General features: G+C 35.1%; 3 protein-coding genes. 1 reads left to right on the top strand and 2 read right to left on the bottom strand.

Annotated elements, in window-relative coordinates:
• Positions 1-93: 93 nt before the first annotated feature.
• The gene (locus NTX22_05770; protein ID MCX6150013.1) at positions 94-630 is read right to left on the bottom strand and encodes a hypothetical protein; all 537 of its coding nucleotides are present in this window, start codon (positions 628-630) and stop codon (positions 94-96) included.
• A 483-nt stretch (positions 631-1113) separates the two neighbouring features.
• Complete coding sequence (locus NTX22_05765) at positions 1114-1716, bottom strand: hypothetical protein (protein ID MCX6150012.1); 603 nt, start codon at positions 1714-1716, stop codon at positions 1114-1116.
• A gap of 867 nt (positions 1717-2583) precedes the next feature.
• Here NTX22_05765 and NTX22_05760 point away from each other — a divergent pair.
• Positions 2584-14091: a hypothetical protein gene (locus tag NTX22_05760; GenBank protein MCX6150011.1), complete on the top strand. Its 11508-nt coding sequence runs from the start codon at positions 2584-2586 to the stop codon at positions 14089-14091.
• Positions 14092-14099 lie beyond the last annotated feature (8 nt).

The raw sequence follows: 14099 nt of genomic DNA, 5'->3' as shown, positions 1-14099 counted from the left end.
ATAATTTTGTTTTTCATATCAGTGTAAAATTTATTATTGTTTAATTTAACTCCTTAAATGCTTCAATAAACTTAAAAATATTTTTTTAAAATTCTATCGGCTTCCAATATGGTCAAACCCATACCTTTCATTTCCATTATTTCTTACCCAAATATTGAATTTCTGACTACTGTAGATAGATTGATCACCTTGTAAAACTTCAGTTGTACCTAACAGGTTTGGAATTGTCGCACCAGGATTTAGGCGGGGTGTTGGAAAGGAATTTCCATTCCATCTGCCGATTGTTCCAACAGCGGAACCGGTACTTAACTTCTGATCTACAACAACACCAAAAGTTATTGTTTGAGTATACAATTGATATTTGCTACTCGATCTATTATCCATCCATATTGGATAGGCTTTATTCATACCTGATGCAATTCCTATATAATCACCCATATAACCAGATGCATAACCCGGAATTGCAATTGGAGTAAACTGCTGATCGCTAACTTTATAATTTGTAAAAGTTGAACCTCCATCTGTTGATCTTGCAACATAAACTTCAGTTAGAAGGTTATTAACATCATTTCTACTGTCATAGAATATCACATTTACAGCACCGTCCGGACCGACATCCACCCAAGGCATCCATTGATCGCCGATGGTAATATCGTTTACTAGTACAGGAGTAGTACTCCAGGTTGAACCCTGGTCAGTCGATTTAATTAAAAATATATCTGGTGTCCCGCTTCCAGGCGAAGTTGAACGTTTATCTGCCCATACTACGTATATATACCCGTTCCTCGAACCACCACTTCTATCAACGGCTATTGACGGAAAGCTATTAACACGAATCCCATTTGGATAATCAGTTGTAATTTTTAATCTATAGCGGCTGTTACTTAAAGTTCCAATCTGAGTTACAGAAGTTATTGTCGGTGGATTTGTATATGTAAATGAGCTGCCCCCATTCGTTGATTTATTAAAACCTATACCTGTTTCATTGGGATTCCCTATTCCCCATACAGCATAAACTTCACCATTAGGTCCGACTGCAGGAACAGCTGCCTGAACAACTGTTGTTCCACCGCTGAGATTTGTATAATTAGTAAATGTAGTTCCGGAATCAATTTATCTGCAAAATCTTATTGGATTAGATCCTGAAAATTCAGTCCAGACAAAATAAAGATTATTCTTATAAGTACTATTCGAATTTACATCTATTGCCATATAATTTTTATCAACAGATTTTTGATCATTATTATCAACCCTTACAGAAGCATTCCAATTAATTCCACCATTAGTTGATTTACTTAGATATAGTCTTCCATTGCTTCCTACAACATCTATATAATTGAAAAAAGCATTTCCTTTTCTATCGAAAGCTAACGAAGGATCCGTTGCAGATACAGATGTAGTTAATAAATGATCATTTCCGCTCCATGTATTTGAACCATCCGTTGAATAATAAAAGCCTTGCCCTGGATCTGTATTGGCACCCGCAGCTAACTTGTTACTATTAATAGGACTAATTGATATTGATACCTCACTCTGATGGTTAGAAGTTGGATAAACCTGATAATTTGTAAACTGAACGGTCTTTTTTCCTAAGGGCATTGTAACAGGTGGATTTAAGCCTAGAGCCGAGTTAAATTTTAATAGATCAACTTGACCATTTAGCAAAGACTTACAAACTATTAACAGTACAAATATTTTTAATAAAATATTTTTCACGCAAACTCCTTTTTTTATTTAAAAGATTATTTAATATTTGGTTGTAAATAAAAAAGTGTACTTATCCCTTAGGATTTGTAATTTCGCCTTTTTATTGAGAGCCGGGTAGTGTCAATTTCAAGGTGCGCATAATTTTGTTTTTCATATCAGTGTAAAATTTATTATTGTTTAATTTAACTCCTTAAATGCTTCAATAAACTTAAAAATATTTTTTTAAAATTCTATCGGCTTCCAATATGGTCAAACCCATACCTTTCATTTCCATTATTAAGCCATATAGTCCATTTCTTCCACCAAGCCATCATTAGGTGTACTGCCCTAAATACGCGTAAACATCTTAAAGAGAATATTAAGCGTAACAACTTACCAAATATAATCCCACCCTGCAGGATCGTAAATTTTCTGTTCTGTATAATAAGAAAAGTAAAGACAACAACTGAAACAGGAATAACAATTTTGTCTTTTATTGAAATATATCTCTGGTTAGGCTTTTAAGTAAGAACCCCCGTGCTTTAATAACCAACTGTAATATACTATAGTCTTTCGGATAAACATACTACATTGGTTTTTTACCCTGCTGCTGGTTTAGCGGTTTATCTTTGTAAAGGAATGGTAATTACATGATAATGAACTAGTGTTACGTCAAATGTCCGAAGTCAAAGTTAGCCGTACCATTATCAACAATTTAACAATTAAGCAATTGTACAATTTATTTCCATTTTGCAGTCAGACGATCAATAAGAAAATATTATTTTGGGAATATCAAATCACTATCACATCTTTATGGGATTGTGAAAGAAGTTCTATCTTGCAAGATTGATGTTGAAAAATTAATATTACCGTAATAAACTTTATTGAGGGGTTGAAATGCGGTTCTCAAAAAAAAATATATTAGCGTTTTTTACATTCTTTCTTTTGTCTGTACATTGTTTTGCGCAGGATATGAATTGGAATGCAACCCTGGTTGTAAATGCATATCCAAGCCCATTTTTTAATGATTGGGAGCGCGATCCTTCCATAGGAAACCTGGTGATTATTACCTCTGCGGGAACTCCACGCACTGTATTTTATGCCAGACTTAAAATTATTTATCCCGCAATTGGTGGTAAAGTAATCATTGAAGGGAAAAGTGATACACTTTCAATTCCTGCCGGTCCTCAAACTCAAATTAACACTTATAACGATATTGTTGATTGGAAAGATGTGGATTATGATAAGACTCTTTATGAAACGATTGCACGTTCCGGCAGATTGTTGGAAGGTGATTACATAATAAGTGTTTCCTTATATCGATACAATGATAATAGTTTATTAACTGAAGCATCTGCAAATTTTTATACTGTGTATCCTGATCCGCCGCAATTACTTGATCCGGTGAATGAAGCTCAACTTTCCAGTAGTAATTCTACTCCAACTTTTATGTGGTCGCCGATTTCAACTCCAACAAATTACACAATTCACTATAACTTGAAAATAGTTGAGCGATTTCCACGGCAATTGGCTGAAACAGCGCTTCTATCCAATCCACCACATCACGTTGCAGATATTGTTGGCATTGGTACATATACATATCCCACGGATGCACTTGCATTAGAAAATGGTAAAGAATATGTATGGCAAATTACCGCTACGAATGACAATGGGTTTGCTCCTGGCACTAATAATGGTAAAAGTGAAATCTGGACTTTCTTTTATGGAACATCACAGCAAAAAGCATTTGAAACTTTAGCATTAGAAACATTAATTTTAGAAGAAAATTTTGCATACCTGAAGAATTTAAATTCCCTGGAAATAACAGAAAGTGATTTCAGCTTTTCTTTAAATGGAACAACTAATTTGGAATTGCGTTTCCCCAATTCGGATCCTCGTATTATTTCTGTAATTGTGGATAACCTTACTTTTCTAAAAGGAAATTATACACCACCTACTTTTTTATCGGGAAGAATAACGGCAATGCTTCAGCAGGACGATATCCCAGCTTCTATTACTGGTCAATATTTCCTTCCACGGGAACTGGAATTTATAGCTCCAAATATTTTCAGTATTTCCGGAGCTTTAAATTTCCCAAATTGCAATGTTCCATTGAATGGCAAACTTACTTTATCAAATGGACAACTGTCTGGTGATCTTACAGCATTTGGTTCTTCTGCTGTTCCTATTTGTACTTTAGGAGAAGGAAATTTTTTGCTGAAGATTACGGAAGCGAATATCCATTTCTCAGATCCGGTCATCAAGTTAATGGGAGAGCTTAATCTGTTTGGTGAGCAAGTTAATTGCCAAATTCCAGAGATGACTTTATCAAGAGATGGTAATTTAAGTGCACAGGTTAATTGTAATATAAATCTGGTTTATCCATTAGTTCAAGGTTCAGAAGTTCTAACATTGAATTTCAATAATGTTGCCGGATCCATTCGTGCAAATCTTGGTAATAATACATCGGATTACAACTTAAATCTAACTGGTGGATTTGATTTAAAAGTTGGAAACCTTGGCGGATTTGGAGCCGATATTGTTTATAATTTACAACCTTCCGGAATGGATTTAGTTTCATTCAGGCCAAGAGGAAATGTAGGTATCATTCCAATTGATTTGGGATGGTTGAAAATCAATCTTGAAAATCTTTCTCTTGCATCACTTTCAAAAAGTTCAGGTGGATGGGATTTCCAATTTAATTTTGATGTTGGATTTACTTTTCCTTCGTTGAACTTTACTATTCCTTCATCCTCAGGTGGTTCTTTTAATCCAGGCGGATTTAATATTCCGGCAATCACGTTGCCAAATTTATCTTTACCTAAAATTACACTTGGTTCGTTTGAAATTGAGCTTAATGCTTTACGACTTTTACCATCAACAATTAACTGGCCCGACCTTGGCTCAGGTAATTCGGGCAATCTAGGATTTAATTTCGATTTGGATTTAAGGATGCCGAATTTATCCGGTGGAAGCGGAGACTTACTTAATCTTGTTATTCCGGTTTTAAATGCATCAATAAGTAACGGAAATTTTTCTATTCCATTTCCAGATTTAAGTTTTCCTTTGCCAGGACTTGAACTTGATCTTAACGGTTCATTTCCTTTTTTCATTACAGGATTGAAGGGCGGATTGAACATCAGTCTTTCTGGTGGATTAAATATAAATCCTAACATTTTATTGAAAGGCAGATTTTCTTTACCTCCTGCATTTGCCTGCCAGGGAACAAATAGTTATCTGGAACTTCTGACCCCTTCAATAAATTTATCTTCTAATGGAAAGGTAACGGGAATAGTTGAAAACATAATTCCAAATTGCCCATTAGAGATTGGTTTATTAAAGTTAACAATTACAAGTTCAAAACTAATTTTAAGTTTAGATGGAAATACACAGCAGGCATTTCTGGAAGGAAGTGGAAATATTACTCTTAATTCGCCCGGTGGTCAATCCATTACTGCGCTGGCAACATTTAAATATGATCTGATGAATCAACGTTTAATAAGTTTTCTTGCTCAAGTAAATCAACCATTTACAATAAATTTGCCGCCACAGGATCCTGTTCTATCATTTCTGATTAATAGTGCTACCATAACGCAGGATGAATTTATTATCGATGGCAGGCACCAAATAAGATTAAGCGATAGAACAACCGTAGGTGCAACTTTTAATGAATTTAAAATGCGGTGGCAGGATTACGGAGTTAATTCGGGAACAGTAATTTTCGATATTCCTTTTGCATTAAAGGCTACATTGGAAAATAACCAGGTAGATTTCAAAATGGTTGCTGCAGGAAGTAGTCTAATAGACCCAGTTGGAATACTCATCAATCTGCCGAGTGCGGTTAGCATCGATAGAACCGGTTTAAAAATTTCAGGTAACGCATCTGCATATTTAAAATATGATGGAAGAGACTTGCCTAATCTTAATGCATCATTCTCACAAAATTTTGCAATCTCATTAAATCCATTCAGAATTATTAATGGGCAATGCCAAATTCTTTACGGTCAAACAAGCATTGCCATAATTAATGCGAACGGATTTTTCCCGGATTTAAGTTCGCTTACACTTGCATTATTACCGGAAAGGTTACCTCTTCCAATTGAGTCAATCGCTTATCTGCAAATTAAAAATGGAAATGATCTTCTTGTTGAACAATCTGTTGAAAATGGAAATTTCCGGCTTAGAACTAAGGTTGGGCAACCCGTTAAGCTTGTAATAAAAGCACTTCAGTTTGATAAACCTGAACCACCGGAAATTAATGTAACATTCAATATTCTTATTGACCAGGTGACTAAAGAATTAGTCGAAGGTTCAATCAATGTTCAAGTGCCGGATAATCTTCTATCCACTTTTGATCTTAGACAATTTAATATTCCATTTGCTATCAGGAATATTTTTTTTGGTGATGTTAATGGGGTTAAAGCTTTCAACTTTACCGGTGATCTTTATTCTTTCGGATCTGTAATTAAGAACCAATTTCAATTATCGCTTCTGCCAAATGGAAAACTTTTCGGCGAAGTAAATTTAGACAACTTGAATAAAAACTTTTCACTCGATCAGGCAAATAAAATAATTATTAATCTAACACAATTTTCCGGAAGCTTTAATATTCAGCTTGTGCCGGCAAATGTTCAATACGATTTTACTTTGGATGGTTCATTACGAATGAATCTTGGTGATGTTAATTATGGCGCTGTTATAAAGCTTGGTTTAACACAGAATGGAATTGAATTAAAACAAATTACGGCAGATAACTTGCCTTTGCCTCCGCAGATTGATTTAAGTTGGTTATCTCTTACACTTTCCGATTTCACAATCAGGTCACTAACTTATAGTAATAATCCAGGTTGGGATTTTGAACTTAATATGGGTATTCAAATAAAAATTAAGGATTTGAATATAACGACGCCAATAATAACCGGAGTTAAAATTACTAAAGCTGGAATAATTTTCCCGGAGACTTCATTCCCAAATATTCAGGATGAAGTTCATGCCTTGCTTGGCTTTGGAATAAAGCCAACAGCTTTTAGGATGCCGTCTTTTACTTTTAATTGGTTTAGTCAAAATCCGGTTCCAAATAATTGGGGTTTCAAATTTGATTTCCAGATTAGTTTTCCGGGTATAACTGACTTACGGAATATAAGTTTAGCAATTACTAACGCCAATATAATTTCGGGAAAAATCCAGGGAAGCATTACTGCAAGAACATTTAATTCTAATTTCCCAAGATTGTCGTTCAATCCATCGTTTTACTATTTAATAAAAGAACTTAGTGGCAGTCTTGATTTAGCTGCAAACGGAACTCAAACATTCGACATTAAAATAAAGGGAGACTTACAACTTCCAGGTTCTTTACAATGCCAGGGTGAAACTGGTCTAATGAACCTTACTTCCACTCAATTAACTATTGATGCCAACGGAATAATAACAGGAACAATTGGAAGCTTTGTACCGCGCTGTCCAATCAATTTAGGTATTGGAAGTTTAACCGTTGTAAGCTCATCTTTAATTTTTTCAAAAAATATAAATGCTCAATCAATTGATTTAAATTTATCCGGTGATTTAAAATTGCCATCAATAACTGATGGGCAATTTGCAACAACAAGAGGTAATATTACTTTTGATTTGATCAATGGTGTTATTAAAGACGGGCAGATTGCAGTAAACAATTCTATTCGATTTGGTTTTCCACAGAACAATCCAATACTTTTATTTGAAATAACAAGTGCACTGCTTAACAAGGATGGATTTAAATTAATAAGCGGTAATCTTAAACTGCCAAACTCAACAGTTAATGCAACGTTTGATAACCTGTTGTTTGATTTTACAAATATGGCAATTAAGAGCGGAAAGGTTACACTTACAAATCAATTTGCTTTTAAGGTTACAGCTTCCGGAGGTGTATTTAACTGGCAAACTATTGCTGCCGATCAGGAAGTAAATGATAATTCAGTTATTCGGTTAGTTCTTCCAAACAACATTTTTCTGGATAAAGATGGACTTCACATAAATTCAGGCACATCAAATCTTTTTGCTAAATGGAACGGAAACGTCTTTGCTAATATTACTTGCACCTATAACAATCTTCTTGTTGGATTTTCTTCCTTCATTGTAAAAAGTGGAACTGCACAGATTAAAAGTGGAAGTACAAATGCTGCAACAATAGATAATGTTAGTCCATATCTTCATCTTGATCCGAACTTTTTTGATTTTGTAATTCCGGAAAAAATTCCCTTACCCTCAGAAACAATTGCTTATTTAAAAATCAAGAATGGTAATAATTTATTAATTCAAACGGAAAGGAAAGATAACGGTTTAAGAATTTATACATCATCACCGGTTAAGCTATATATGCCGGGGCTAAAATATAGCGCAGCAAATGTACCAGAAGAGGATGTTAGTTTTGATTTTATAGTCAACACAACAACGTGGGCGTTAGTTAGTGGTTCGCTTGATGTTACTTTAACTCCACCGCTACAATTAAAAAACTATGGTGTACCGGTTACAATCAAAAAAATAAATTACAGCCTGGTAAGTGGTGTTGCTGTTTTAAGAGCAACAGGCGAACTGTGGCTTCCAAATGCTTTAAGCAGCGTAGCCGTTAAAATTGAAAATATGACTATCTCTTCTTCTGGAATTTCAGGCTTAGTCAGAGTCGGAAATTTCAAAGAAACATTTGATCCGACAGGTGGATATATTAAAAATGCAATTCTCGGAAGCATTGCAAACTTCAAGTTACAGGCAATTGAGGCGACTTTTAATCCTGGTTCCACAACATTTAAGATTTGTGGTGATATAACAACCGGCGTTTTCCGCAACAACAGGGATTCCTCTGCCATCCATTTTACTGCTCAGTTTACAAATAACAATTATGCCTTTGCTTTTTCATTAAATCATCTTCAGCAGCCAGGAAAACTTGACTTAAACATTGCGAAGTTTCAGGTTGCTCAAGGTTATCCAAAATTTACTTATACAGAAAATGATTTTTCATTTGAACTAAACGGAATCCTAAGTTTTCCAACATTAAATAATATTGCCATTACAATAACGGACTTGAAGTTTAATAAAAATGGTTTTGTTTCGCCGGATATTAGTATATCAAGGGAAACTGAATACCAGGTATTCAAAATATTCAATGCAAATTTTACACTTAAGGATAGAGGAGCAAATAAAGCTATTACTCTTGCTTATACAAATTCAATATTTTATGCAACCTTAAATGGAAGTATTAATTTCTTGGATAAAAATGTTGACTTCCAAAACTTCAAAATTGGAACGGATGGAAGTATATCGGTTCAGGGAGTTTTTGTAAATCAGCAAATTGATATAATCACCGGATATTTAACAATTACAAGTTTAGGAATAACTTCTCAACCGGTTTTAAAATTAACAGTTAATGGAAATGTAAAACTTCCAAAACCTGCAAGTTCATTAACTAACAACTTTACTTTTGGTATTAGTGCCGATGGCACAATAGACGGCAGCACGGTTGTAACGCTGCTTAATCAAAACCAAAGGCTGGATAATAATCCAAGTGTCGATAACTCTGAATACCAATTCTGGATTGCCACAGTTGATCCAACAATAATAAAACTAAACCTGGATTTTGCCAACATCCGCAACAGTTCTATCCAGGCAGTAATGGATGTTTATTTCTCAAACAGTCAATCAAAACGATTAAGTGTAGGTACAGGAAATCCTTTTGCTCCAGGTTTGGAAATTAAATTTGATGGTTCAATATCCTGGAAAAATATTTCGGTATCCCAAGGTTTAAGTGATTTTAATTGGGATGTATTTAAATTGAAAAATCTAATTATTGCCGGCTCTAACAATCAAAACTTTGCGCTTTCTATTTCTGGTAAAATGGAATTATCACTTGGTGAAGGTGGGAATAATATTTCCGGCTCATTAGATTTTCAAGGGCTTAATATCGATGCTGATGGAAGAGTTGGAAGTTTATCTGATGTAATTAGAGGCGGTTCATTAAGTGTTCTGAATACCGTTACAGTTACCTTAACAAGCCTTGAATGGGAAGGTGGACTTGACCGGACTCTTACATTAAAAGGAGGGACATTACCATCTGGAAATTCAAATGCAACTTCTAATAATAAACAGATTCAGCATGTCGAAAGTTATTTTTCATTTGGTGGAGAAATATCCATTGCAAATGTTCTAAGCGGTGGAATTGACAAATTTGTTGCATATAAAACAAGAAGCGGTGGAAACGGATTTTATATTCAGAATGCCAACCTTTCCATTCCAAATGTTCTAACATTTTCCGCAGACATGGATTATCAAAATATTAGTAACCGATTTTTATTGCTGGCTTCTGGTAGTGGAAGTTTTGGAAATAAAACAATTACAGTTGTTGGTAAGGTTGGTAAAGATGGACAGAATCAATCTACTTTTGGATTGTTTGTTGCAGTTGAAGGTTTAGAAATTCCTATTGGTCCGCTTATTATTAATGGAATTGGCGGCGGGTTCTTCTATAATCCCGAACAGTCTGATATAATTCTTGTTCAACAAAAAGCCCAGGTAGATGCATCTGTAAATTCTAAAATAACAAGATCACCAGGAAAGTTTGCAGTATTTCTTTTTGGTGCAGCGGTTATTGTTAGTGATAATCTTGTTCAGGGTAGAGTTCTTATTACAATTACTCAGGAATATTTTAGTGTTGATGGAAAGCTTATTATACTAAACCAAGGTGAAAGAATAAAAGGAATTGCTCATCTTGCTGTTGGATTTAGCAACGGTTTTGCTGAAGGAAATATAGACATAACTTTAGATATCTATAGCTTAGTTAAAGGAAGCGGTTCACTTGATTTCTATTATTATGGCGGAGATAGCTGGGGAATAACTGGTAGACTTAGTATAGATATTCTGAGTATTTTACATTCCCAAAGCGACCTATATTTTGGAAGTGAAGGATTTCTATGTTCAATTTCGCTCAACGCTGGTTTTGATATTTGGATAATTGAAGTGAACGCTGGATTTAGCGGTGAGATTTGGTATCAAACAAGAAACTCTTCCTGGGGTTTATTTTGTACAACGTGGATAGATGTTGAAGTCCTTGGTGGATTAGCTTCTGCAGAAGGAAGATTGCAGGGAGCTTTGTTTGGTAATGCTAATAACTTTTACATATACGGAGTTGCAAGTTTAAGTGTAAGCGTTTGTGGTATTGATTGGGATGGTAGTGTTTGGGGTAAAATATCAAGCAGCGGTTGTGATGGCGGCTTTGGTGGAAACTCCGATTTAAGAAAACTAATTGCGGAAGCTAAAAGCGCTTCTCAGGAAATGGAGAATAAAAGAAGAGAAGCTCAGCAGGAAATTGATAACTCTATGCTTGCAAATATGCAACTTACCGAGCAGGAGTTGAGTGCCGTATTTGACAGACTTTATTCTTATGGGCAAATGCTTAAAAATGTCAGAACGTTAGGAGATTTGGATAGTCCAGAGATACGGGACGCAATTTGGTTTATTAATTCAACTGTAGATATTGAAGAAGAGTTTGGACCTTACATGGATGGTGAAATTAACCAATATGTTTGGGTAAGAGATAAAGTATGGCTATCACAAGATCTTAGGGAATCATATTCAACCGCTCAATTAAAAGCCGAAAGAATTGTACTTAGCCATAATATATCAGATTTTAATACAGCAAGAACACAAGTATCAACTGGATTGAACCAGGTTATTGCAAATCCTGATATAAGAGAAATGACGCGCGATGAATACGCTTTTGGCGGTAATCCAGTTCAAAATCCTAACTTTGATCCACCCGTTACTTCAACACAGGTTATTGGTGGAAAAGTCTGTAAGGTAGTTAGATCCGGTCCTGGTTTTTCTGTCGATCAGACAATTGCCGCAGCAAACCAAACAGTAGCAAGTAATGCGCAAACGGCAATGGATCAGTATGAAACTAACTTAAATAGCAGAATAAATGCAATTAACAGTAGTCTCCGGATTGTTGATAATGCTTTGGAAATAAATGGACCTATCCAGGCAAATAACTCAATTGGAACAAAGTATTCTACATTATTATCGAATATGGAAGGCTTTTATAGCCATTTGAACTCTCGGTTATATAATGAAAAAACATGGGCAAATAATACAAAAACTGCATTAAGTAATAACCATCGTGCTGCTTTACAAGGTTATATTGAAAGGAAAACAAATGCGGTTGATAATAATGAATTGTTTAATATAACGGAATGGCGTTTAAGAAGGCTTGTTGAATTGGGTGATAATCCAACTGATGCACAAAACAAGTTAAATGATTTTAACCGAACCTGGCAAAATGCATCTGCTAATGTTAAGAAACAACTTTGCAATCAATATGGAATGGATTTATGGTACAATACGAATATTACCGGGTTGCAATCATTTACTAATAAAAGCCAGGATCAAATGTCAGACAATGAAAGAGCTTTACAGGTTGAGTTAGAGAATATTAATAATGGGCAAACCGCTTATACAGATGCGCTTGATCAGCTATTTGCTATAAGAGTTCAGATGCATGAAAACTTGTATGATATTTACAATAGTTATTATTCTTGGAAGAATAATCAACCAGATGCAATAAGAAACAGACCAACCACTTTACAAAATATTAACACATATAAAAATAATATTGCTGCACTTTTAGTTGTACCAAAAATAACTTCCTTTAATGTTAATTTAGAAAACTTCTATTATGAAACTATTGCAAAATTCAGTTGGACAGTTAATCCCGTGGCACTCGAAAATTCAATGAGACTTTTAAACGCCACTAATAATCAGCTTCTTAACGATGGATTTCAGAGCTTAGGCAACAGTACATCAAGATGGAGGTATTTACTTCGTCCGGATAATTTATCGGCAGGAAACTATACTATGTTTTTAAAGGCAAGATCGGGTGCAGGCTTTACAAGTTCCAGAATGGTTCAATTTAGTGTTACTTATGCAACACAAGGGGATTATACAACAGAATCAACAGTTCAAATGCAGGGCGATCAGACGGCTCCTTCAAATCCTGTAATTACACTGCCCAGACTTTATAAAAATGCACAGAACCTGTTAATCGCCTCTGAACAGAAAATTTATGCTAATTGGATTTCCACTGATGATCAATCTGATATTGTTGAGTACCAATATAAAGTTACCTTTCCTAATGGAACTGCAATGATAGACTGGACTTCTGCTGGCGGCAGAACTGATTTGGAAATTTTAGGTTTAACTATGCATACAGGTAATAGATACCGGCTATATGTAAAATCAAAAAATGGCGTAGGTTTATGGAGCGCAACAAATATATTTAAAGAATTTCTATATGATGGAACAGGTCCGACCAGACCAACAGTAAGAAACATTGCGCCACCTGTTATTAATCCATTAGTTGATGGAGCTAATCCTCAGGTAATTCCACCGGTAGACTTGCCACAAGAATTAATGAGTAATGATATCGAAAATCCAGTACCTGAAATCCATCTCCCTCATATCTATCGCGGGGCAGTACCCACATTAACTGTTTATTGGAATGCTTCAAATGATCCCGAATCCGGGCTTTCATATTATGAATACAGAGTTGTAACAAAGAATGAACCGGTCAGGAAAACAGACTGGGATTCATTAGGCAATGTTTTACAAAAAACAATTTCCGGTGGTTTCTTGAATTTTATTGATTCATTTTATGTGGAAATTTGTGCTGTGAATAAAGTTGGTATAAGAAGTGAAATTCTATCCATTGGTCCAGTTCGTCCTTTGGATACAACATTTCCTACAAAGCCGGTAGCAGCGGTTAGTTATAGAAGATCAATTCAGCGGGTTTACCTGATTTTCAGTGAGCTCTCAGAAGATCTTGATTCGAAGATTAAAGGTTATCAGGTTGCAATCGGTACAACAGCCGGTGGAACGAATAAAAAGAACTGGAATAATTCTGTTGATTTTACACCTGACGATATGGGACCAGCATCTTCATGGTTGACACCTAATTTTAACTTACCAAATGGTAGATATTTTATGAGCATTAGAGCTAAGAATAATCAGAATATGGCAAGTTACCGTTGTGTTACTGCTCCATTTTATGTTGATGATACACCACCGGTAACTCCAGATATTCGAGTGAATTTTAATGTGATACCACCTATAAATCTGCCACCCACACCAGGCAGAACCGAAATTATATTCAGGTTTAACGATGTTAGTGATCCGGAATCTAGTATAAAATATCTTGAATATGCCATTGGTACTTCAAGTAATAATACAGCTATTTCAGGTTGGACGGATGTAGATCCGAGTACACAGTCTGTTACTGAGAATATAACTAAATTTAATTTAGAGAGAGGTATTAGATTTTATGCCCGGGTACGTACAACAAATAATCTTGGACTTTCATCAGTTTCATACAAAATATTTCAAATACCTTAGAGGTTAAA

This window comes from Ignavibacteriales bacterium (assembly GCA_026390815.1).
In the GTDB taxonomy this organism is placed as follows: Bacteria; Bacteroidota; Ignavibacteria; order Ignavibacteriales; family SURF-24; genus JAPLFH01.
Note: the sequence above shows the minus strand (reverse complement) of the source record. Positions and strands in the feature narration are given on the sequence as shown.

Excerpts from the sequence above, each read along its gene's own strand:
- NTX22_05770 (MCX6150013.1), bottom strand. The coding sequence starts at position 630 with ATGCCTTGGGTGGATGTCGGTCCGGACGGTGCTGTAAATGTGATATTC.
- NTX22_05760 (MCX6150011.1), top strand. The coding sequence starts at position 2,584 with ATGCGGTTCTCAAAAAAAAATATATTAGCGTTTTTTACATTCTTTCTT.